This is a genomic window from Paenibacillus sp. EKM212P (assembly GCF_011066115.1).
GTDB classification, from domain to species: domain Bacteria; phylum Bacillota; class Bacilli; order Paenibacillales; family Paenibacillaceae; genus Paenibacillus; species Paenibacillus polymyxa_B.
This window is the reverse complement of the sequence record NZ_JAAMNR010000003.1, coordinates 318,346-339,919: the sequence shown is the minus strand read 5'-3', so window position 1 is coordinate 339,919 and position 21,574 is coordinate 318,346. Positions and strand designations below refer to the sequence as shown.

25 protein-coding genes are annotated in these 21,574 nt (G+C 45.4%); 17 read left to right on the top strand and 8 right to left on the bottom strand.

Translation table 11 applies throughout. From position 1 onward, the window contains the following. The first annotated feature begins 15 nt into the window (after positions 1-15). Genes G9G54_RS25620 through G9G54_RS10765 form a run of 3 tightly spaced genes read left to right on the top strand, consistent with a single transcriptional unit; the run spans position 16 to position 1,581 of the window. A complete protein-coding gene (locus G9G54_RS25620; protein ID WP_238807924.1) occupies positions 16-609 on the top strand; it encodes a phage late control D family protein in 594 nt (197 codons plus the stop codon). Then, positions 606-1,409 (top strand): hypothetical protein, encoded by an 804-nt coding sequence (locus tag G9G54_RS25615; protein WP_238807917.1) that lies wholly within the window; start codon positions 606-608, stop codon positions 1,407-1,409. Before G9G54_RS25620 ends, G9G54_RS25615 begins: the two co-directional genes overlap by 4 nt. A gap of 25 nt (positions 1,410-1,434) precedes the next feature. Continuing rightward, a complete protein-coding gene (locus tag G9G54_RS10765) occupies positions 1,435-1,581 on the top strand; it encodes a hypothetical protein (RefSeq protein ID WP_165177926.1) in 147 nt (48 codons plus the stop codon). A gap of 388 nt (positions 1,582-1,969) precedes the next feature. On the opposite strand, the gene G9G54_RS10760 is transcribed toward G9G54_RS10765, so the two are convergent. Continuing rightward, on the bottom strand, positions 1,970-2,317 hold the full coding sequence (locus tag G9G54_RS10760) for a hypothetical protein (RefSeq protein WP_025721830.1): 348 nt from the start codon (positions 2,315-2,317) through the stop codon (positions 1,970-1,972). An 80-nt stretch (positions 2,318-2,397) separates the two neighbouring features. On the opposite strand from G9G54_RS10760, the gene G9G54_RS10755 reads away from it, so the two are divergent. The 12 genes from G9G54_RS10755 (at position 2,398) to G9G54_RS10700 (ending at position 14,131) form a co-directional block, all read left to right on the top strand. Next, positions 2,398-3,858 (top strand): lipase family protein, encoded by a 1,461-nt coding sequence (locus tag G9G54_RS10755; protein ID WP_165177924.1) that lies wholly within the window; start codon positions 2,398-2,400, stop codon positions 3,856-3,858. A 39-nt stretch (positions 3,859-3,897) separates the two neighbouring features. Further along, positions 3,898-4,194, top strand: a complete 297-nt coding sequence (locus G9G54_RS10750; protein WP_014278615.1) for a WXG100 family type VII secretion target — start codon at positions 3,898-3,900, stop codon at positions 4,192-4,194. 32 nt (positions 4,195-4,226) lie between these two features. After that, positions 4,227-4,538, top strand: a complete 312-nt coding sequence (locus G9G54_RS10745) for a hypothetical protein (protein ID WP_165177922.1) — start codon at positions 4,227-4,229, stop codon at positions 4,536-4,538. Between the two features lie 384 nt (positions 4,539-4,922). Beyond that, positions 4,923-5,267: a hypothetical protein gene (locus tag G9G54_RS10740; protein WP_013373571.1), complete on the top strand. Its 345-nt coding sequence runs from the start codon at positions 4,923-4,925 to the stop codon at positions 5,265-5,267. 175 nt (positions 5,268-5,442) lie between these two features. Next, positions 5,443-6,516, top strand: coding sequence for an ABC transporter substrate-binding protein (locus G9G54_RS10735; RefSeq protein WP_165177920.1), 1,074 nt, complete (start codon positions 5,443-5,445; stop codon positions 6,514-6,516). Continuing rightward, on the top strand, positions 6,516-7,445 hold the full coding sequence (locus tag G9G54_RS10730) for a nucleoside hydrolase (RefSeq protein ID WP_165177918.1): 930 nt from the start codon (positions 6,516-6,518) through the stop codon (positions 7,443-7,445). The genes G9G54_RS10735 and G9G54_RS10730 overlap by 1 nt, the downstream gene beginning before the upstream one ends. Before the next feature lie 27 nt (positions 7,446-7,472). Next, positions 7,473-8,294, top strand: coding sequence for an ABC transporter permease (locus G9G54_RS10725; protein ID WP_013312457.1), 822 nt, complete (start codon positions 7,473-7,475; stop codon positions 8,292-8,294). A gap of 6 nt (positions 8,295-8,300) precedes the next feature. Then, positions 8,301-9,089 (top strand): ABC transporter permease, encoded by a 789-nt coding sequence (locus tag G9G54_RS10720; RefSeq protein WP_013312456.1) that lies wholly within the window; start codon positions 8,301-8,303, stop codon positions 9,087-9,089. A gap of 16 nt (positions 9,090-9,105) precedes the next feature. Continuing rightward, complete coding sequence (locus G9G54_RS10715; protein WP_165177916.1) at positions 9,106-10,164, top strand: ABC transporter ATP-binding protein; 1,059 nt, start codon at positions 9,106-9,108, stop codon at positions 10,162-10,164. A 28-nt stretch (positions 10,165-10,192) separates the two neighbouring features. Continuing rightward, positions 10,193-11,920 (top strand): adenine deaminase C-terminal domain-containing protein, encoded by a 1,728-nt coding sequence (locus G9G54_RS10710; protein WP_165177914.1) that lies wholly within the window; start codon positions 10,193-10,195, stop codon positions 11,918-11,920. A gap of 420 nt (positions 11,921-12,340) precedes the next feature. Continuing rightward, a complete protein-coding gene (locus G9G54_RS10705; RefSeq protein WP_023990827.1) occupies positions 12,341-12,817 on the top strand; it encodes a Dps family protein in 477 nt (158 codons plus the stop codon). A gap of 150 nt (positions 12,818-12,967) precedes the next feature. Further along, on the top strand, positions 12,968-14,131 hold the full coding sequence (locus G9G54_RS10700) for a nitric oxide synthase oxygenase (RefSeq protein WP_165177912.1): 1,164 nt from the start codon (positions 12,968-12,970) through the stop codon (positions 14,129-14,131). A 25-nt stretch (positions 14,132-14,156) separates the two neighbouring features. Here G9G54_RS10700 and G9G54_RS10695 read toward each other — a convergent pair whose 3' ends face one another. Beyond that, positions 14,157-14,318, bottom strand: coding sequence for a hypothetical protein (locus tag G9G54_RS10695; RefSeq protein ID WP_013312451.1), 162 nt, complete (start codon positions 14,316-14,318; stop codon positions 14,157-14,159). Positions 14,319-14,438: 120 nt separating this feature from the next. Between G9G54_RS10695 and G9G54_RS10690 the strand changes: the two genes are divergently transcribed. Further along, a complete protein-coding gene (locus tag G9G54_RS10690) occupies positions 14,439-14,897 on the top strand; it encodes a hypothetical protein (RefSeq protein WP_165177910.1) in 459 nt (152 codons plus the stop codon). A 72-nt stretch (positions 14,898-14,969) separates the two neighbouring features. Here G9G54_RS10690 and G9G54_RS10685 read toward each other — a convergent pair whose 3' ends face one another. From G9G54_RS10685 to G9G54_RS10665, 5 genes are all read right to left on the bottom strand, one after another. Continuing rightward, positions 14,970-15,407, bottom strand: coding sequence for an AbrB/MazE/SpoVT family DNA-binding domain-containing protein (locus G9G54_RS10685; RefSeq protein WP_013312449.1), 438 nt, complete (start codon positions 15,405-15,407; stop codon positions 14,970-14,972). A 187-nt stretch (positions 15,408-15,594) separates the two neighbouring features. Next, positions 15,595-16,314, bottom strand: coding sequence for a 3-ketoacyl-ACP reductase (locus G9G54_RS10680; protein WP_061830484.1), 720 nt, complete (start codon positions 16,312-16,314; stop codon positions 15,595-15,597). 121 nt (positions 16,315-16,435) lie between these two features. After that, complete coding sequence (locus tag G9G54_RS10675) at positions 16,436-17,287, bottom strand: DUF4097 family beta strand repeat-containing protein (RefSeq protein WP_165177908.1); 852 nt, start codon at positions 17,285-17,287, stop codon at positions 16,436-16,438. A gap of 4 nt (positions 17,288-17,291) precedes the next feature. Then, positions 17,292-17,843, bottom strand: coding sequence for a DUF1700 domain-containing protein (locus G9G54_RS10670; protein WP_165177906.1), 552 nt, complete (start codon positions 17,841-17,843; stop codon positions 17,292-17,294). Next, on the bottom strand, positions 17,836-18,165 hold the full coding sequence (locus tag G9G54_RS10665; RefSeq protein WP_061830478.1) for a PadR family transcriptional regulator: 330 nt from the start codon (positions 18,163-18,165) through the stop codon (positions 17,836-17,838). The genes G9G54_RS10670 and G9G54_RS10665 overlap by 8 nt, the downstream gene beginning before the upstream one ends. Before the next feature lie 381 nt (positions 18,166-18,546). On the opposite strand from G9G54_RS10665, the gene G9G54_RS10660 reads away from it, so the two are divergent. After that, the gene (locus G9G54_RS10660) at positions 18,547-19,080 is read left to right on the top strand and encodes a DUF6985 domain-containing protein (protein WP_165177904.1); all 534 of its coding nucleotides are present in this window, start codon (positions 18,547-18,549) and stop codon (positions 19,078-19,080) included. Positions 19,081-19,167: 87 nt separating this feature from the next. Here the strand turns inward: G9G54_RS10660 and metE are convergent, their stop codons facing one another. Further along, entirely contained in the window at positions 19,168-21,486 is a 2,319-nt protein-coding gene (metE, locus tag G9G54_RS10655) for a 5-methyltetrahydropteroyltriglutamate--homocysteine S-methyltransferase (RefSeq protein WP_165177902.1), read from the bottom strand. Between the last annotated feature and the right edge of the window lie 88 nt (positions 21,487-21,574).

The following is a 21,574-nucleotide window of genomic DNA, read 5'->3' as shown; positions in this document are numbered from 1 at the left end:
AAAAGGGGCAGAGACATGGGATATCCAATCATCAAGTATAACGGAACGGTTTTATCTCTTAAAAATCCGAAAGTTAAAGTTGTACAGAAAATGAATGAGCATGTGAAAGTCTTTTTGACAGGTGTGTTAACGGGTGCCCAAATGGAAGAGTACACAGATCATATGGAAGCAGGGGCGAAGTTAGTCGTTTCTTATGTGAATGATGATCAAAAGCAGAGTGTATTATTTAGGGGATTAGTCACGCAGTTCAGAATCAAGTTGGTGTCCAATGTAGCCTATTTGGTCGTCGAGGCCCTCTCCTATACAAGCCAGATGGATGAAATACCTCATAGACAATCTTTTCAAAATGTAAAGATGAAGCTGCAAGCATTGCTTGAACACGTGCTCAAATCCTATCCCAAAGCCAATTGTACGAGCCGGTTGAAGGATCAACTTTTACAGGAATTTACGATGCAATTTGATGAGACGGACTGGTTGTTTCTGAAACGTATAGCGTCTCGGCTTGGTTGGGGACTGATACCTGATCCGATTGGAGACAAACCGCAGTTTTATTTGGATTGCCGGATGGTGTCAATCAAGGTGAGCTCAAACAGTATAACTATTCGATGACCAGAAAAACCAAGCCAGGGGCCAGCAAGGACGACAATCTTTTGTATTACAAAATACAAACGACAGGGGCCAAAGATGTTCTGCTGCATATTGGCGCAGAGGCCAAATTCAAAGGGAAAACCTTATACGTCCTGCAGTCTGTTGCGTTTATACGGCACAGTGTCTTGTGGCATGAATATGTGCTGACTACATCGGATGGAATGAAACAGGATTTGATTGTAAATGAGAGCATTCGCGGCATATCATTGAAGTCCAAGGTTATTGGAATTGAACAGGATCATGTGAAGGTTTTCTTTTATGAAATGGACAAGGTCAAGCCTAACGTCAAGGAAACCTACGCTTTTCCAACGGCTACATTTTATACATCGGAAGGGAATACGGGATGGTACTGCATGCCAGAGCTGTTTGACTTTGTAGACATCTACTTTCCGACTTCTACAGAAAAAGACGCTATTGTAACCCACTCAATTCGCAAGAGATCCAAAGGCGGTGACTTTATTAAGGACCCGTCGACGAAGATCTTTATGACCAAGTACCGCAAAGCCATTATATTTGAGAAAAATGAAATTTTAATTACGGGGAACGACGATGAAGTGGTGATTCGACTACTGGATGACCATGGCATTGAACTGCGAAGCAAAAAGGATATCCGTGTAAAAGCCGACGGGAACCTGGTCTTCAATGCGGGTAACACAATACAGGTCACCGCGAAGGATGCCATCGGTTTAAAATGTAAAACGAGTTTGGTAGAAATGGATGGTAACATCAAAATGACTGGAGAAAAGATAAAGACTCAATAACTAAAACCACCAAGAGAGGGTAACCATGGCTAAAGTAACTACAGGAGCAATCGTGAATGAGAAACCGCCTACCCAAGAAGACATGATACAAGAGTGGAAACGTAAAATAAGCAAAGGTGAATATCCTTTTATTCATGTAACTAAGCATAGCGCCCAAAGTGAAGAGCGTTAAATATGTTTAGCAACAAGTAAATAAGGCTCCTAAGGAGCCTTATTTGAGTTTGATGATCTATACCCTTTTAGCACTGTTATGTAGCCGTAAAGGTGAATTTTATTAACTACATTTGTCATTGCATACTCTTTATAATAGTACAAATTAAAAATGGTGTTCATCTATGCAATTTTCCCCTAACATACAGTTACAAAGACCTATTCTACATAAACTATGTACTGTGACCAGATATACTGTATCCAATGACTTTATACTTATTTTTCCTCTCGGCTATATCGCTCGCAAAAAGGATGCACTATAATTATACTACTTCTTAATTTGGGAAAAATTAGACTTTAATATAGATTACAAATATGTTGAGAGTGAGATGCTCGATGAGTATCCCTTCTCAGGAAGAAGGGGTCTTGTATTTGGGAACTTCACTGTCGATAAACCAATCTGGCCCAGAGACGTCGATCACTTCTTTGGTTTTATAATTATAGTAGATGGTAATTTTGTTGTCTTCGTGGCCTTTAATGTACCCATACAAATAAAGCCTGGAGTGGACAGCAGGATCATCCACAGCATAATCCTTTAATATGAAATCGGCATTATAGTGTTCTTTAATAAACTCCACACCGATGGGAGTGGCGACGTCTACTAATTCTTTTTTCTCTTTGTCGGACAAGCTGGAACAACCTCCTAAATACATAATAATTAAAATAAGTGCCAGAATCAGTGGGATTTTTCTGTTCAAGTTACAATTCTCCTTTTCTGGTAATCACCTTTTTTCATAACTCTATAATATATTTACACAATAGACAAGGTGGGAATAACTTGACCTTCACTAACGATAAAACATACTGGACCATTGCGGATAAAGTTTATGACCGGGAGTTGACTGCTAAAGACTCTAAAAGCAGAATTCTTCCTGACTGGAAGATTGTTGAACCTGAAGGAGCTATGCTGCATGATACGAACGGTTCTGGATTCGATGCGACTGTATTCCTTAACGAGAAGACCAATCAGGTGATCATCGGTTATAGGGGGACAGAACCCCCGAATCGACCCAAGTGGAGCGTGGCGATGGACTGGGGAACGGATTTCAGCGATGTCGTCGGAGGACGCGCGAAAACGTTGGAAGAAGTCCATCAATATTATGAAAATAATAAGGCAGAGGTGGCTAAACTCCCACCACAAGTGCAAAGTGCATTTCTTCAATATGAGGAGAAGTACCAGAATAATCAATTTACACAAGCTCAGAATCTATATGATGTTGTAAAAAAAGAGTATCCCTCTGCTGAAATAACGACCACAGGCCATTCTCTGGGAGGAGCGGAGGCAGAATATGTGGCGGTGCGGAACGGACTGTCATCAGTCGCTTATAATCCACCAAGCATTGTACATCTATTACCGGATGATCTTCAAAAGAAGGTGGAAAATGGCGATTTTCGAAAGACGAATGTCGCTTATGTCAATCCGAAAGACACTATCGGTTCGGGAGCTAATGATGCACAGCCACATGTGGGTACAACCTACTTTATAGACAATGATTATAAGACGGCTAATAAAGCCAAAATCACTATTCCTGTTTCATTACCAGTCGAAAGAGACAATAAGTGGGCTAACTTTTTTTTGGGACCCAAATGGTCTCCCATTGTGTATGTCCCGATTACATTGCCTATGATGCAGCAAGATCCGATTACAAAGTTCTATAATTCGGTATTTGGAGAAGCGACGCATAGCATGGATCATTTCACATTTGATGAAAATGGAAATATCAGCAATCCACTGTACACCATGGACGGTCAATTGGTGGAAGGCAATCCACGGGTGCAGGCGTACGAGCAAATGCTGGCCGCGCGAGCAGAGCTCAAGGAAGTCATGGGCGATCTGGTTGAACGCTATGGTGGACAAATGGGGGCCTTCGGGCAGTTTGCTGCTAATGCACTGGGAGTGAATATCCTGGGAGTAGGACAACAGAATGGTCGCTCCAATGGCGGCGCATATTTTGTGGGCAACAAGAATGCAGGCACAATTCAATTAACACCTGAAGAGCTAAAGCATGCGGCTAACCAGATGCGTTCCAGCCTGCATGGATTTTCTAGCGATACCCGAGCATCCATCCAGTTATTTCAGGCTCATATCGGGACAAGTGAAAGTCAGTCTTTGACCCCAATTGCGCATAGTGCAACGGCAACGCTGGATCGGATCAATCGCTGGTATCAGGAATCGATTACAGAGATAGCAGAGTATATAGATCGCAAGGGCCAGGAATTTACGATGGTGGATCAATAAAAAAGAGCAGCTGGAAGAACACAACGGGAGGCAAAAGAGATGAGCAGAATATCTTTGAGCCTGGGGGATCTGCGTAGGGCTGTTCAGCAATGCGAGCAGCTAAAGCAAAGACTTCAGCATCAGGAGCAGCAGATGAGGAATATATATGGTCGTCTGCAAGACTGGAGGGGCGAATCGGCTGCTGAATTAACACGTAAAATGGAGACGTTTCTCCAAGGTACAACTGTACGAATACAGGAATTGGACGATCATAAAGAGCAGTTGAAACGTTATATTCGGAAAATGGAAGAAGCTGATCGGCGTGAGGAGAGACGTAAACGGGCTGCACAATGGTGATACAGGCAGACTGCAATAGTTAGGAGAACATCATGAAAGATCAAAATGCATTTGTCATTTTACTTATATTGAATATCGTTTATGGCTTAACGCTATTTGCCTATCCGGCCATGCTGATGGTGGTCGTATTTTCTTTCGATGCACCAACAGCTGGAGATTATCTCATCAGTTATATTTTTGCCTATGTCATAATGAGCTACCCGATAGGAGTATTTATTTCATGGAGCTGTTGGTATTTTTATCATCGTTATGCTTATAAGAAGGCGTATATCATAGCTAACTTTATGCTGCTGTGGCCAGCTACTCTTGTAGTGTCCTCGTGGATTCAATCGGCTTTTTCTTGAAGGGGTTCCCATCTGGCCAGTCAGCTACATAACATAAAAAAACCGTACAATCGCTAGGGGACTCCCGCGGGGTACGGTTAAATGCGTTTAAATAAAAACTACATATATAGTAGTAGAAAAAAATATTCTCCCAGAGTGGTGACGATAACGACTTTGTAGTCTACTTTAATTTTCCTGCGGGGAATATAGCAGTGTTCGAAAACTTAAGAGTTAGATGAAAAAGTGTCAAAATGTTGAAAAGCTACAAAGTTCGACATATTGTTCGCTTTTTCGCATCATATGTTATTAGATTAGGGATTTTTGTTTGCTATTTATCGTATATTTATGTATAATCTATCGTGTTGAAAGATTGATTGTACGTAATATGCTGATGAGGGTGGGTTCATGACGCTGCTCGACAGTAACGAAAGCAAGAAGCGGATGTGCCAGATTTACAATGAAGTTTCAAAGGAACTGTTCGGCTTCGGGACCACGCTGCTGCGGGCCACCGTTGAGAACAACATTGTTACCTTTGTGGCGAAGCACCGGCGTTCTCCACGCTCGGCGGCATTGGAAGTGGAAGCCCCCGGCTTGAAGCTGGAAGTGGATTTCCGAATGTCCATGCTGTACAAGAAGAGACTTCGCGAGAAGCTGATTGAGGATATGGAGCTCGATATAGAAGCTTTACTGCGTGATTATGATTCAGCAACGCAGTGGGCAATTACGAACATCATACTGAAAGAATCCTAATAAAATTGGATATTCGGCTTTTCGCTTCGGATCTATCTGAGGGGAGAACCTGTTATAACGCGCAGCGGGATCAACTTATTCTTTGTTTACGAAGAAAAGTATTCTTGTTTTACAAGAGTACTTTTCTTTTTTGTGTCATAAGGTGTGCATAATAAAAAAATAGGGGGAGTTTCATATGAAAAAATGGTTTAAAGGGTTTATGGCTGTGACCTTGGCATCCGTGGTACTGGCAGGTTGCGGCAGCAATGCTACTGGCGGTCAGACAGATGGAAAAGATGGTTCAGCTGATGGAAAAAAGAAACTAGTTATTTCCACATGGGGCTTTTCCGAGGACTTTTTTAACAAAGAAGTGTACGAGCCTTTTGAAAAAGAACATAACGTTGATATCGTGGTCGAAATTGGAAATAACGCGGAACGGTTGAACAAAATCAGTCAAGGCAGCACAGACGTCGATCTGATTTATCTGTCTGATTATTATGCCCAACAGGGAATTCAACAGGGGCTATTCGAGAAGTTGGATCGCAGTAAAGTGCCAAACTTGAACCAAATTTATGATATTGCCAAAGCACCGCTGGGTGAGGAATATGGTCCTGCTTATACAGTTGGACGCCTTGGTATTGCCTATAATCCGGAACTGGTGAAAAAAGATGTGACCTCCTGGGCCGACCTGTGGGGCCCTGAATTCAAAGGAAACGTGACTCTGCCGAATATTACGGCAACAGCTGGACCGATGATGGTAGATGCAGCCTCCAAGGTAGCGGGGAGTAAGGAGTTTAGTGAAGACCAAGCCTTCGGAAAACTGAAAGAACTGAGTCCGAATATCGTTAAGTTTTATAGCAAAACGTCCGAGTTCGTGAACATGTTTAGTCAACAAGAAATTGCGGGCGGTCCGATCATGGAAATGTACTTCAAAGATTTGCAGGCGGCTGTGCCAGGAGCGAAATTTGTAGCTCCTAGTGAAGGTGCTTACGCAGTCATGAACACGATTAATGTAGTGAAGGGCTCCGACCAGAAGGAGCTGGCTGAGGAATTTATCAACTGGCAGCTGAGCAAGGAAGTTCAAGAAAAATCCGCCAAGGCGAAGGTTGATTCTCCGGTGAACACGCAGGTGGTACTGTCCGGTGCGGATACAGAAGGAATTACGTACGGTACAGATGTAGTGAACAAGTTGACCAAGCTGGATATGAAGTTCGTTAACGATCATATCAAGGCATGGACAGATCGCTGGAACCGGGAAGTAGCACAATAATGAAAAAGGTCATATTAGATGTAGATACGGGCATTGATGATGCGTTGGGTATTTTACTGGCCGCCAAAAGTGGTCAGTTGGATATCCAAGCGATTACTACAGTATGCGGTAATGTCTCACTTAAACAAGCAACATTGAACACATGCAAAATCCTCGACCTTTTGGATAGACCGGATATTCCGGTTTATCGGGGGGCGGAGGCTCCCTTAATACGTAAAGGCCTGCACGAGCACCGTGTCCATGGAGAAGACGGCATTGGAGGTGCATTGAGTGGAGTAGTCCCAGCGATGTCTGCGTCCGAAGGTTTTGCGCCGGATATCATCATCGATACCGTGATGGCTCACCGGGGGGAAGTGACGCTCATTTGCACCGGGCCGCTCACCAATTTGGCACTGGCGCTGCTGAAGTGTCCCGAACTGACGGATCACGTCGATGAGGTCATTTTTATGGGCGGTGTTATTCACGGGTGCGGCAATATTACACCTGTAGCGGAGTACAACATGTATGCTGACCCTGAAGCCGCACGGATCGTATTTCATGCAGGATTTGGTCGGTTGATACAGGTGGGACTGGATGTAACACGGAAGGCTCTGCTGACTGCCGATCATATTGCTCGTCTGTCCCATCCTGCAATTCGTAATTATGTAGCTGAAAGTACGGCTGTTTATACCAAGCGTTATGAAGAACGCAACGGGGTAAAAGCGTGTGCGCTTCATGACCCGCTTGCCGTAGGTGTCGCATTGAATTCGAGGTTAGTAGATACCTCGTCGTTGTATGTCGACGTGGAAACCTCCAGTCGCATATGTGACGGACAAACGGTGGGCGATGTACAGAACCGCCTCAATCATAGCCCCAATATGAATGTGTGCGAACAGGTGGACAGCGAAGCTTTTCTGGAGCTGTTTATCCAGGTGCTGAATAAGGAATAACATTTTGATAACCGCAAGGAGCTACCCATGAAGAAAACATACTTGTATTGGCTGCTGCTGCCAGGTCTGCTCTTTCTGGCGGTGTTCATGGTCATTCCGATTGTGTTGACGATCGGTTCGACCTTCGTACAGAACAGCTCATTCACCCTAGAAGGCTATCTCCATTTCTTCAAGGACCCTTATTTTCTGAAAATATTGCTGACTACGCTGGAAGTCAGTGTGGTAACGACACTCGTGTGCGTATTACTCGGCTTCCCGACGGCTTATTATATTTCGCAAAAGGCCCCGCGTCGTAAAGGTATTTTGCTTGCGCTGGCTATCTTTCCCTTATTGACGAGTCCGGTGGTGCGGTCATTCAGCTGGATGGTCATTCTGGGTCGCAAGGGGCTGTTAAATAACGTGCTCATCGGTTTAGGACTTGTAGATGAACCGCTGAATATTTTGTACACCCCGGCAGCGATGATTATTGGTCTGGTTCATTTGTTTTTACCACTGATGATTATTTCACTGATTGGTGTGCTCGAAAATATTGACGGTGATCTTGTTCATGCTGCTCAGAGCCTCGGGGCTTCCAGATTCAGCGCATTTCGTAAAATCGTATTTCCGCTGTCTGTGCCGGGCCTGATCATTGGAAGCATTCTCGTTTTCGTAGGCAGCCTGACTGCATATACGACACCAGCACTACTTGGAGGAAAACAGCGGGTTATCGCTACATTTTTGTATCAGAACGCGATGACGCTAAACGACTGGTTTTTAGCTTCTGTTATTGCAACAATTATGATTGTTATTACATTTATCGTGGTCGGTCTCTTAAATAAGGCGGCCCATAAACTCAATCCGAAGGGGTAGGTGGATATGCGGGAGAAACATTACGGACTAGGCTTCTTTAGCCTGCTGGTCTTCATCTTTCTGCTCGGTCCGCTGTTGATCATATCGGTCACTTCTTTCGAGCCGGGCACGGTATTAAAATTTCCTCCGCAGGGCTTTTCTTTGCGCTGGTATGAAAATATTTTTGAAGTGGATTTGTTTATGTCCACGTTCAAAACGTCCATTGTCGTCTCTCTGCTAGGCAACATCTTGGCACTGCTGATCGGTATGCCTGCCGCCTATGCACTTAGTCGCTTTTCGTTTCGCGGGAAGGATGCGCTGAATGCTTTGTTCCTTTCCCCGTTGCTTATACCGGGTATCGTTCTTGGTTTTACACTGCTGCGCTATTTGATCATTGTTTACCATTTACCAGTATATGCTGGATTATTGATCGGACATACGGTGATTATGTTGCCGTTCATTATTAGAGTCATTGCATCCAGTTTGTCTAACTTTGATTTTGCGATTGAGGAAGCAGCGCTTAGTTTGGGGGCTGGACGGCTGGAAACCTTTTTCAAGGTGGTTCTGCCCAACATCCGCTCAGGTATTATTGCGGCTATCCTGATTGCCTTTCTGGAATCATTCAACAATGTCGACATCTCCGTCTTCATGACAGGACCGGGCTTCAGCACCCTGCCCATTCAAATGCTGACTTACGTCGAAAATTATTTTGACCCGACGATTGCAGCGATTTCGGTTATGCTGATGATTTTGACCGGTATCCTGATGTTCTTGATTGAACGACTGATGGGATTGTCTTACTTCACTAAAAGGTAATGGAGGCTTCAACCTTATGGCACTGCTTACTCTGAATCGCGTATCGGTCGCTTATGACAACCAACTGATCTTGCAGGATTTCGATTTGCAGCTCGAACGGGGGCAGTTGCTCTCGCTGCTCGGACCGAGTGGTTGTGGCAAAACGACCACACTTCGTCTCATTGCAGGATTTCTCGAAGCTAAACAAGGAACATTTTTGTTTGGTGATAAGGATTATACTCGGGTTCCGGTGAATAAACGGAACTTCGGCTTTGTATTCCAAAGTTATGCACTCTTCCCGCATTTGTCCGTTTTAGATAATGTTGCCTTTGGTCTGCGGTTACGCAAGGTTAAGGAAGATGATGTAAAGCGCCGCGTTATGACCATGCTGGATACGGTTAGCCTGGGGGGATTTGAAAAACGTTTCCCCGGTGAATTGTCAGGCGGACAGCGTCAACGTGTTGCGATTGCGCGAGCGCTTGTGATTGAACCCGATCTGCTGTTGTTTGATGAACCTCTGAGTAACTTGGATGCTAACCTGCGTGTAAATATGCGTGTGGAAATCCGCCGTATTCAACAGGAACTGGGCATCACTACTGTGTATGTATCGCATGATCAGGAGGAATGTTTTTCGATTTCTGACCAGGTTGCGATTATGAATAAGGGGAACATCGAACAATTAGATGCTCCATCGACCATTTTTAAATATCCGACGACCGAATTTGTCGCCCGTTTTATTGGGTTTAATAATTTTCTAAGTTTTGACGAGCGTACTGAAGAAGGGGATCGTATTCGACTGAATACAGGCGATCTTTCGTTCGACGTAGCGCGTAATCAGGGTACTGCCCAACCGGGTGCTCGTCAGGGCGCTATTCGCCCGGATGATTTGGTCATTCGAACAGAAGGCAACGAGACAGGGGAAAATGAGCTTCCCGGTATTATTAAAGTAAGTACTTACCTGGGGCGTAGCTATCAGTACGTGGTAGAAACGGCGAAAGGCAACTTTACGGCTAATCAGGAAATGGATACGCCTTACCTGAGTGGTCAGCGGGTTACCCTGCATTTTCCGGCAGATAAAATGGTGCTGGTCCAATAATCAGCGGGTTCGATGAAGGAGATACATCATGCGTGCAGACAAAATGATTTTACAAGTTAAGGTGTATAACAGTTACTACAAGACGTTCGAAGAAGGTAATGTAGCTATACTTAATGGCAAGTTTATGTATATCGGTCAGCGTGGTCTGGAGTCTTTCGAGGTGGCTGAAATTGTCGAAGGGCATGGGAAATATATGATTCCCGGCCTGATCGACATTCATTTGCATATCGAAAGTACCATGGTGACACCGGCAACCTTTTCCTATGGGCTGATTCGCAATGGGGTAACGACGATTGTACCGGAACCGCACGAAATGGCGAATGTTTTCGGATTGGAAGGCATTCAGGAAATGATGGAAGCCAGCAAAGATTGCGTGGCTGATATGTTCTACGGCATTCCAAGCTCTGTCCCGGCAACGCCGCTCGAAACCTCAGGGGGCGAGATTGGTATTCCCGAGATTGATGCGCTACTGCAAACCGGCGAAATGATCTGCCTGGGTGAAATTATGAACTATGTGGATGTCATTCGTGATCCGGAGAGCAAGACGAATCGCATCTTACGCCATGTTCGTGAGCACTACCCGGAGCTAATCATTGAAGGCCATACGCCGCAGCTGCTTGATCTGGATCTGCATCAGTTGATCTATGCGGGAATAGGCTCGGACCATACTCACCAGAGTATTGAAGGTATGAAGGCGCGGATGGCTGCCGGGATGTTTATTGAAATCCAGGAAAAATCCATGACCCCTGAAGTGATGGACTATCTTATTCAGGAAGATGTGGCACAGCATTTTTGCTTCGTAACGGATGATGTGATGCCAGACTCTTTCGTAGAGCGAGGGCATCTGAACCATATTGTAAGTAAAGCAATCGGAATGGGCATGAAGCCTGAGGATGCCATTTATGCAGCTACGTTTACTCCTGCTGCACGGATGCGAATGCATGACCGCGGAACAATTGCACCGGGAAAAATAGCTGACTTTGTACTGTTGTCCGATCTTGGTCAATTTGATGTGGAGCAAGTCTATAAGGACGGACTCAAGGTGTTCGATAAGTTCGAGGAATACCATCAAGCACCGATAAAAAGCCGCTTCCCCGCCCATTTTTATCAAAGTGTGAAGCTTGATCCGCTTACGGAGCAGGATTTTACGGTAAAGATGGATGTAGCTGATGGCACACATCAATGTCGTATTATGATGGTCAAGGATGGCTCAACTTTTACGAGCGAACGGATTGCACCTGCACATGTGGAGCAGGGTGAACTGGTATGGGAACATGGTGAACATGGACTCATCGCTACGTTTGAACGGTATGGAAAGAATGGCAACCGTGCTTACGGTTTGATCGGGGGAGATACGATTAAACGTGGGGCAGTGGCAACCACCTATTCGCACGATAACCATAACTTGCTGGTCGTAGGGCATAACAAGCAAGATATGATACTGGCTGCGAATACGGTTTTATCCAGCCAAGGTGGCTTTTGCGTAGTTGAAAATGGCAAGGTGCTGTCCCATTTGCCGTTAACCGTAGGCGGGATTTTAACAGAAGGACCGCTGGAAATGGTTGCGGCCCATGTGAAGGAGCTTCGTTCAGCCTTGCTGTCGCTGGGCTACCGCCATTACAATCCAATCATGTCGCTGAGTACGCATTCTTTGCCGGTCAGCCCGGCCTTGAAAATTACCGATCACGGCCTGATTGATGTAAATGCAGGCAAGGTTGTATCCTTAATCGTGGAACCTTCAGAGATGCAAGAATAAAAAAGAGCCGACCCTCTTACGGGTCGGCTCTTTTTTTGTCGTGGTTAGGTATGAGGTAGTAGGTTATGGATTTTGTCTTCAATATAGAAGCTTTAACAGACAAAATTAACATCTTCTTTACTCCTATTGATGTAACCTATGTATAAAAGATAAATAAGTCTTGATTCTGGATATCCTATTGCATATAGAGTTCGATTTACAATCAATTCACGTAATCTTCATGATTTAAACCGAATTAAGACTTGAAAAACATCGACATAGTGTTATAATTAAAACAGGATTTAGATTAAGTCTAAATTAATTAATAAATATTTATTGGATTCACGCATGGGATTTTGAAGAAAATCAGACACTACTGTTAACGAGTATCCAAGCTTTAAACCAACTATATTTTGAATGAAAACGAGAGGGGATTTTAACATGAGTACATTAAATCATACGAACGCACCTACACAAGAGGCTATTCAAGAATTGCACAAGGCATTGAATCGTCAGGTAGCTACCTGGTCTGTATTGTATACGAAACTGCATTATTTCCACTGGTATGTGAAAGGACCTAAATTCTTCACACTGCATGCTAAATTTGAAGAGCTTTACAATGAAGCAACAGCTAATCTAGATACGATTGCTGAACGTTTGTTAGCTATTGGTGGCCGTCCGGCTGCGACCTTGAAGGAGCATTTGCAACTTTCAGCTATTCAGGAGTCCGCAGGTGAGCAGACAGCTGACGATATGGTGAAGTCCGTTGTTGCTGATTTTAAAACCATCACTGTTGAACTGGCTAATGGGATGGAAGCAGCGGAAGCAGCACAGGATAAAGCGACAGAGGATCTTCTTAACGGCTTGAGAGAAGCAATGGATAAACATATCTGGATGCTGAGTGCGTATTTGGGATAATTAATTGGTGTATATTTCCATGTATATGGAGATCAGGTGAACAAGATACACATCCCGTTGGTTCCAGTCTGCCACTGGAGTATAATGACGAGAAGGCGTGGAAGACCACGGGCTCTTGAGTCATGGAGCTGCCGGGATGGGGTGTATGTTATGGAAGTAATACAACAGCTTTTGCATGAAGCGGAGCAGTTTATATATACATGTTATGAGGAGCTGGGCCGAAGCCGCGATGAAGCGGAAGCCCGGCTTCTTAATATTCGTTACGACATAGAGGCTACGGGAACGTATGATCATACTTACGAAGAGCTGGAGCACGGAGCGCTCATGGCTTGGCGCAATAGCAATCGTTGCATCGGGCGCTTATTTTGGGACAAGCTTTTGGTCAGGGATGCGCGGGGCGCGTCAGATGCGAGGGAGGTGGTCAGCGAGCTCTTGGAGCATATACGCATAGGAACGAATGGCGGTAAAATTAAGCCAACGCTTACTGTATTTCGCGCCTCCAAGCCGGGGAAGCCGAATATCCGCATCTGGAACCATCAACTCATTCGTTACGCTGGATATGAAACCGATCAAGGGATCATCGGAGACCCGGCCTCGGTGGATTTTACCCAAGCTTGTAGAGACATGGGCTGGCAAGGGGCGATGACTCCTTTTGATATATTGCCACTGGTTGTGGAAGCAGGCGGACGGTCTCCAGAGCTATTTGATATTCCTGAACATTTGGTGATGGAGGTAGCCATTGAGCATCCAGAACTTTCGGGTTTCGCTTCCTTGGGATTACGTTGGTATGCCGTGCCTATGATTGCGGACATGACGCTGGAGATTGGCGGTATCATCTATACAGCTGCTCCCTTTAACGGCTGGTATATGGGAACAGAAATCGGCGCCCGTAATTTTGCGGATACCTTCCGCTATAATATGTTGCCACAGGTGGCTAAGCTGATGGGACTCGATACGACGAGTGAAACAACGCTTTGGCGTGATCGGGCGCTGGTGGAATTGAATATTGCTGTGCTGCATTCTTTTAAAAAAGCGGGAGTCAGCATTGTCGACCACCATACCGCAGCGGCACAATTTCAGCTGTTTGAGGAACGAGAAGCCAAGGCTGGGCGCATGCTGACAGGCAATTGGACATGGCTGATCCCCCCGCTATCCCCGGCGACAACGCATATTTTTCATAGCTCCTATGATAATCGGCTTGTGAAGCCGAATTTCGGAGTTCAAGAGAAGCCGTATACGTCGAGACAGGCTACTAGTACAGCAACAGACACAGTGCAGCAGAAGCGCCAAGGCTGTCCTTTTCATTCCGGATAACGATGGGAATGACCTAATGGCTGGATTAGGACTCCAGCTTATCCCATGCAACGATAAAAAGGGTAGCCAGTGGCCCTATTAATAGGGAGAGCAGAAACCAATTTAGCCCGCTCCGATTTTTGGACTGTGCCAAGCCGGCATTAATCAGGGCAAGCGTTCCCCAACCTATATAATAATCTTCTGACATGGTATTCTCCTTTGTAAAAAGGTATAATATCGTACTGTATATGGTATGAACACATCCATGATTTCATAAGTTTAAAGTAAATATAACTTTATATATCCTGGTTTGAGGAGCGAAGCTAAGTTGGAAAGAAATCAGGCAGAGCGCATTGTCGCTGAGCTGTTGGAACGGGCTGCTATAGGTGTGACAGTCAAGCTGGAGAAACGTTTTCCTGGTGGAAGGCTGATTGGGGGCAAGTATGCCATGAATGCTCACGCCATTACCATGTATACGGATGTTATTGAAACACAGTGTGTACAGATGTTCGGCAGCGTTGATCGAGTTGAGGAGTATTTTACGGTTGTGCTTGCACATGAGATCGGGCACGCCGCCGATACGGAATTAGTGGACCTCTCCGATGCGTTGGAGCAAGAGAACGGGATAGGGACCCGGCAACGAGTTGCGCTGCAAATTGAAGAAAACGCATGGAATTATGCGCTTAGACTGGTGCCTGAAATAGAAGCAACGTTTATTTCTGCCGTAATAGACGAGTCCTTGCTGGCCTATCGGGTCCCGGTTATAGAGCAGTCCGACATTGCGTAACGATGATGATCCAAGAGCCGTCAGGCTCTTTTTTTTTTGTTGATTAGAACAGACGAGATCGGGTCGGATGATTTAAAGAAGTAGCTTTTTAAGCTGCGACACGCGTCCCTGGGATAGTTCGAGCATTTCGGCTAATTCTTTTTGAGATACATTAGGATGCTCCTGCATGAGCTGTTTTAGTTTATTCAGGAGATCATTCTGATTTCTGTAACTCCTTCTTTTCTTGGGCTGGACAGGACGGGATTCACTCAAATGACTGGAAGGATTATCGCTCTTCAGATTTTCAATACAACTTTTACATATCAGATGATCCCTAAAATAGCTCAAATGATCTACGGCACCACAAAAATAGCAAGAAACCCCCGTATACTTGCGAATCATCAGTCCCTCTGGGGTAATAAAAAAATCGAGGGCATCTCCAATATTAATATTCATAGAATTGCGCAGCTCCTTGGGCAGCACAATGCGGCCCAAATGGTCTAATGGCCGTGTCATTCCTGTGTTCTTCATCATTTTTCCCCTTTCCTGAAATGCGCTTATAGTTGTAGGAATTGTATGTATATATGCTGGAAGTACAAAGCGCTTATATTACAGTTTGTTTTGGTATAGCTATGCTGAAAAAAAAAGCTCCGGCATGACGAACAATTACGTCTGCCGGAGCATTGTACAGCCAATGAATCTAAGATGTCATGTCGAATTACTGTGGGTTGGTTGTCCAAATACCGGCTACTTTTAATTGAACCCGTGGAGGCAGTTTCAATGCGGCTAATGTCAGATCGGCCAAATCCTGCGGTTGAAGCATGCGATCCTCATCACCAATAGACAATCCTGCGTTTGCCGCCAGTTCTGTATTGACAGTACTTGGAGTCAGCGCGGTGACGCGAATATTGGATTTGCGAACTTCCTGCATCAGTGCTTCCGTGAAGCCCATCAAAGCAAATTTGGATGCGCAATATGCTGAGCCTGTTGCAAAACCTCGTTCTCCTGCCGTCGAGGAGATATTAATAATGTTTCCGCTCTTTTGTGCCAGCATGCTTGGAAGAGCAGCATGTGTGACATAGTAGGTTCCCATCAGGTTTACGCGAATAATACGTTCCCACTCTTCGGGGTCCATATCTGCGACTGTGCCAAAGGTAGCAATGCCTGCATTGTTGATCAAAATATCGACAGCGCCCAACTCGTGTTCCAGTGAAGCTACAGCGGCAGCGGCCTGTGCGCGATCCGATATATCTGCAACAGCACTCACCACTTTCACACCGTATGTACTCCCCAGCGAATCCTGCAGCTTTTGCAGGTCAGTCAATGTTCGTGAGATTAATCCCAGGTTAACGCCTTCCTTAGCTAAAGTTTCGGCAATTGCTTTACCGATTCCTTTGCTGGCTCCTGTAATAATGGCTGTTTTATTCTTAAGTTCCATCCAGTTCTCCTCCTTTTCACTCCATAACGTGGTTGTGCATGTGAGCACATGGTTACATTATACAAGGTTAAACTCATTGAACCAAACTTCGCCTCTGATGAGGTATTCATCTAGAGGTCTCCTATTTGGAAATATTAATATCCCCTGAGGTGGTTTCTACCTTTATCACGTTCACACTACCGGGAACAGATTCGGGAGTATCTATACTCCCAGAGTCAGAGTGGACATTATAAACACCTTTAAAATCGGGAGCTTGTTTAATCTTCACGTCACCAGAATCAGCATTCACTTCCAAGTTGGCTACGGCACGTTGCGTAATATTTGTCTCCCCTGAGGTTAGGGAAATAAGGCCATTACCGCTATAATCGCGGATGGTAACATCGCCTGAAGTAAGCTTCAACTCCATATCTGCTGCAAGCTGACTGGCTGTAAAATTGCCGGATGTTAAATTTGCGATCAGGTGGGTACTTTGGAGGTTTGTAATCTCGGCAGTGCCTGAAGTAGCGGTGATGGAAGTATTCTGCACGGAGGCATCTTGAAGTTTTACATTCCCTGAATGTGCATCTACCTGTAGGTCAGTTAGTGTTTCGCCGGAGGGCATCTCTACGGTAATCGTTTGATCCAAATCAGGGGTGATCGAAAGAAATGACAAGGAAGCGGCCGGCTCCGATTGAATCGTAAGCTTACCGTTCTCAATTCGGGCATTATGAACTTGATCGGCTACCTTTGTCTGAACTTCTCCACTAATGCGTATCGTACCTTGGTCGCCAGAGCCGGGAGTAAACAAAATAGAGACATCATCAGAACTGTCCACTTTCAGCTTCTGTAGCTGACCACGTGTGAACGTCCATTTTTTGTTAATCGCAGTTGTTTCCTTCATGACTTGTTGACTCCATGGGGCACCGTAAGCCACCATTCCGGCCACACCGATCACAATGCACAGACCTGCTGCAATAAACCACTTTTTATTCATGTTGTTAGTAAGCTCCCCTCAGGGTAGTCTGATTCCATTTCCAGTATCGTACTGTGCCTTTGACCATAAGGAGTAAGAGATAACGTACTCCAGGCAGCAGCAATAGACCTATACCCGTCATCGTGATAGAGAAAAAGAATTTGGCCGGGTAAAAGGTGCTGTTCAGCGCATAATCAGTAACGGCGAGAAGGGGGGCTGCAATGAAGCTGACCGCTACCACGGTCAATGAAACCCATACTACCCATAGGGTAGCCATAATCGGGATGGAGATCAGCAAGTTGAGAAACAGCAGTCCTAAGAAAGTAAAAAGATTGCGTGCGAAGCTTCCCTGGCGAAGCGGAGGAGAAGCGTTCCAAGCTGCATTGGGATCATCCAACGCTTCTCGGGCAATATCCTCTGGGTTACCCAGCTCATGGGCAATCTCACTTTCGCTTTTTCCATTGACCAACCCGTAGTCAAAATGCTGGCTCAAATCACTAAGCAGCTCATTGCGTACCTCTGCAGGGAGAGGAGAAAGACGCTGCTCCACCTCTGTAAGAAACTGTTTTCTATTCATCGGAATTTCCTTCCTCCAGTAGGCTTGCGACATGATGGACAAAATCATTCCATTCCCGCGTAAGTATTTTTGTATAATGGCTTCCAGTATCAGTCAGCCGATAATATTTACGGGGAGGTCCCTCGGTCGATTCCTGTAAATACGTTGTGCAGTATCCTTCTGATACCAGACGGCGAAGCAGTGGATATAGGGCACCCTCAGCTACTTCAATATGACGGGAGACGGCTTGAGCCAACTCGTAGCCATAACGGTCTCTGCGTCCAATTAGAACTAGAACGCACAGTTCCAGTACCCCTTTTTTGAATTGGATGTTCACATTCACGAGCGGTGCTCCCTTCCTGGATGTTATCAATGATTCATAGGTGTCGTTCGGAATAAGGGGAAGAAACGTGTGTTTGTGCATAATTTGTCACGGGTACTAATTATAGAACAGTAGTCAGGTATAATTTAACATCATGTACTGATTAATGCAAGGTACTAAATTTTTAATAATAAAATATTTATGCCGAAATGGGCAGATTTTCCTTCTTGAAGGCTTTATTGAATAGCGAATGTTGTAGAAAAAAGTAGTTTTATTTGGAAATTTCTCGAAATTTGGCTGGAAGCTCAAATAGGATTCCGCTTTAATTTCATTCATTAAAATGATAGATTGTAAAGTATTCAATAGGGTTAAAGATTACTTTTTATGAAGAGGTGGTAAAGGGTGGATTGGAAACACTGGTATATGGAACTGGAACAGGATGATGAGTCTTGGGATGTATCTGAGGAGATTGTTCTGTGTGGTGTAGTACATGTTAATTTTTGCGGGCAGCCCTCGGAAGTAGAAGTCGAATTTATCGTGGGAGCCGACTCCGAAGAACAGGCACAGACTATAGAAGAACCTACACAGTTGCAAAAAAAGACATGGGAGCAGTATATGGAATATTCGTCAACTATTCATCCTCAAGTGTTGGAGTCCATACACCATCATTATGCTGGCATAGTGGAAAAATACCGGAATGCTTACAGTACATGGGGAGAGGACCCAGATGAATATGCGCCTTATGTGGAGCGGCCGGAACAATTGTTGGATCGAATACAGCTTATGTCTATACTGATTTCCGACTCATCGGCAAAGGACGAACTGTATTTGAATTTTAGTTGCTCCTGGGATCGAGAACATGGCTTAGGCGTACATATGAAGCAGATGAAAATGGAGCATATTCAAGGCGTATATACATTATATGATCTAGAATAAATCCCCCTTCCTGGCTTTTAGCAAAAAGGTCGGGAAGGGGAATAGGATAAGGCGAAAAGGATGGCGCGATTGGATACGATAAAAAAATTAGTTAGATACAGCCAATGCAGCCCGGGCTGCTTGAGCCGCTTGTACCATTTGTCGCAAGGCGGCGACAGATTCCTCTTTGGTGCGGGTTTTCAGACCACAATCCGGATTAACCCAGAACAAATCTGATGGCAGTACGCGCAGAGCACGCTGGATCATGCTTAGCATTTCAGATACATCGGGGATGCGCGGGCTGTGGATATCGTACACGCCCAGACCGATGCCTTTGTCGTATACCTGATCTTCAAAGCTGACAATCAGTTCTCCGTGGCTTCGCGAGGTTTCAATAGATATAACGTCGGCATCCATATCGGAGATGGACTGAATCATATGCTGAAATTCGGAATAGCACATATGCGTATGGATTTGGGTCGCTGGCTCAACGGTGGCCGTGGTCACAAGGAAGGCTTGAACCGCCCAATCCAGATAGGCTTGCTGCTGTTCTTTTTTCAGCGGAAGCCCTTCACGAATTGCAGGCTCATCGACCTGAATCATGCCGATGCCCGCTTGTTCCAGTGCCTCTACCTCTGCCCGTAATGCCAGAGCCAACTGTAAAGCAACTTGACTACGTGGAATGTCATTACGTTCGAAAGACCAGTTCAAAATGGTCACAGGACCCGTAAGCATTCCCTTAACAGGTTTGGAAGTTAACGATTGGGCGAATGCCGTTTCTTCCACGGTCATGGGCTGATCGAAGGAAACGTCTCCGTATATAATCGGCGGTTTGACACAACGGGAGCCGTAGGACTGCACCCATCCGTTTTGCGTAAAAGCAAAGCCATTCAGCTTTTCGCCAAAAAATTCAACCATGTCGGTCCGCTCAAATTCCCCATGTACAAGCACATCAATGCCAATGTCCTCTTGGATATCAATCCATTCCTTAATTTGCTGTTGGATGAACGTTCGATATTGCTCGGCAGACCATTCTCCTTTGCGATAGTGCAGGCGGGCCTTGCGGATCTCGGCGGTTTGCGGGAAGCTACCAATGGTCGTCGTAGGCAGTGGAGGCAACTTCAGCTTATTTTGCTGAATCTCACGACGCTCGGCGAAAGGAACGCTGCGTGACAGAGGCTCTTTGGCCAACAGGTCGGCCAGATCGGCAGTTGTTTGTATGCGTGCCGCTGAACTGTTGAAACGGGCTACCGCATCTGCACTTTGTCCAAGCTTGGTGAGTGCGGATGGATCGTGTTTGCCAAGTGCAGTCGTCAGGATGGCGATTTCCTCTAGCTTTTCATCAGCAAAGGCCAGCGCTTGCACCAGCTCCTTGTCCAGCTTGTGCTCTGCCTCCAGGCTGACTGGCACATGCAGCAGACTGCATGATGGCTGTACGATAAGCTGCTCGGCAGTGGTCTGTTCTGCTAACTGACCCAGCAGAGCAGCTACAGCGTTCAGGTCGCTGCGCCATATATTGCGTCCGTCAATGACACCAGCGCCCAGCGTTTTTCCTTTAGGGAAGCCATGCTGCAATATATGCTGAAGATTTTCGCCATCATCATACACAAAATCAAGACCCAGCCCCTGTACCGGAAGTGCGGACAGACGCTCATAATGATCTAGGCTGCCAAAGTAGGTTTGCAGCATTATATTTAAGGAGGGCGCAGCTTGGTTCAAAGCTTCATAGACTTCCTGAATAATGTCCAGATCCTCTGCTGGGAATGAGGTGGTCAGGACAGGTTCATCGATTTGGACCCACTGAACACCTTCTGCTGCTAGTTCAGACAGGACACGGGTGTATAAAGGCAGGAAGGTTCTTATAATAGAGGCAAGCTCCTTACGATCATAGCCTTTGGAAAGGGTAACGAATGAATAGGGGCCGATGAGGACCGGTTTCCCATCAATACCTAGTTCTTGTTTTGCTTCACGATAAGCCTGTAAAGGTTTATTTTCAGTGAACACCGGGACTGCGTTTGCCAATTCAGGAACGATGTAGTGATAATTGGTATTCATCCATTTGGTCATTTCACTGGCGGTTGCTCCCTTCTGTCCACGAGCGATCCCGAAATACACGGACAGAGGAACCGGACCTGCGGGACGATAGTTGAACCGTTCGGGTACCAGCCCGAACATCACAGATGTATCCAGCATGTGATCGTAATAGGAGAAGTCTCCGACAGGAATGCGATCAATCCCCTTATCGCGCTGCTTACTCAGATGCTCCAACCGTAATTTTTTCATTTCCGTCTGCAGTTCGCTTTCGTTAATGCTACCGTTCCAGAAGCGTTCCAGTGCTTTCTTCCATTCCCGGTTTTCGCCGATACGCGGATATCCCAGATTACTGCTAATTAAGCCGGACAATTCAGGCCATTCAATAACGGACATGTACTTTTCCTCCTAGTGGGTAGCTGTTTTATTTTTACGTACCAAAAAAGGCATTCTTCCCCCAAAGTTAAAAATAAGTAGGGGAAAG

Coding starts and splice junctions, on each gene's coding strand:
- G9G54_RS10695 (WP_013312451.1), bottom strand. CDS start 14,318: ATGTCAGAAGATTATTATATAGGTTGGGGAACGCTTGCCCTGATTAAT.
- G9G54_RS10765 (WP_165177926.1), top strand. CDS start 1,435: ATGGCTAAAGTAACTACAGGAGCAATCGTGAATGAGAAACCGCCTACC.
- G9G54_RS10735 (WP_165177920.1), top strand. CDS start 5,443: ATGAAAAAATGGTTTAAAGGGTTTATGGCTGTGACCTTGGCATCCGTG.
- G9G54_RS10675 (WP_165177908.1), bottom strand. CDS start 17,287: ATGAATAAAAAGTGGTTTATTGCAGCAGGTCTGTGCATTGTGATCGGT.
- G9G54_RS10730 (WP_165177918.1), top strand. CDS start 6,516: ATGAAAAAGGTCATATTAGATGTAGATACGGGCATTGATGATGCGTTG.
- G9G54_RS10710 (WP_165177914.1), top strand. CDS start 10,193: ATGCGTGCAGACAAAATGATTTTACAAGTTAAGGTGTATAACAGTTAC.
- G9G54_RS10720 (WP_013312456.1), top strand. CDS start 8,301: ATGCGGGAGAAACATTACGGACTAGGCTTCTTTAGCCTGCTGGTCTTC.
- G9G54_RS10705 (WP_023990827.1), top strand. CDS start 12,341: ATGAGTACATTAAATCATACGAACGCACCTACACAAGAGGCTATTCAA.
- G9G54_RS10745 (WP_165177922.1), top strand. CDS start 4,227: ATGAAAGATCAAAATGCATTTGTCATTTTACTTATATTGAATATCGTT.
- G9G54_RS10740 (WP_013373571.1), top strand. CDS start 4,923: ATGACGCTGCTCGACAGTAACGAAAGCAAGAAGCGGATGTGCCAGATT.
- G9G54_RS10680 (WP_061830484.1), bottom strand. CDS start 16,314: ATGGAACTTAAGAATAAAACAGCCATTATTACAGGAGCCAGCAAAGGA.
- G9G54_RS25620 (WP_238807924.1), top strand. CDS start 16: ATGGGATATCCAATCATCAAGTATAACGGAACGGTTTTATCTCTTAAA.
- G9G54_RS10700 (WP_165177912.1), top strand. CDS start 12,968: ATGGAAGTAATACAACAGCTTTTGCATGAAGCGGAGCAGTTTATATAT.
- G9G54_RS10685 (WP_013312449.1), bottom strand. CDS start 15,407: ATGAAGAACACAGGAATGACACGGCCATTAGACCATTTGGGCCGCATT.
- G9G54_RS10725 (WP_013312457.1), top strand. CDS start 7,473: ATGAAGAAAACATACTTGTATTGGCTGCTGCTGCCAGGTCTGCTCTTT.
- G9G54_RS10670 (WP_165177906.1), bottom strand. CDS start 17,843: ATGAATAGAAAACAGTTTCTTACAGAGGTGGAGCAGCGTCTTTCTCCT.
- G9G54_RS10715 (WP_165177916.1), top strand. CDS start 9,106: ATGGCACTGCTTACTCTGAATCGCGTATCGGTCGCTTATGACAACCAA.
- metE (WP_165177902.1), bottom strand. CDS start 21,486: ATGTCCGTTATTGAATGGCCTGAATTGTCCGGCTTAATTAGCAGTAAT.
- G9G54_RS25615 (WP_238807917.1), top strand. CDS start 606: ATGACCAGAAAAACCAAGCCAGGGGCCAGCAAGGACGACAATCTTTTG.
- G9G54_RS10750 (WP_014278615.1), top strand. CDS start 3,898: ATGAGCAGAATATCTTTGAGCCTGGGGGATCTGCGTAGGGCTGTTCAG.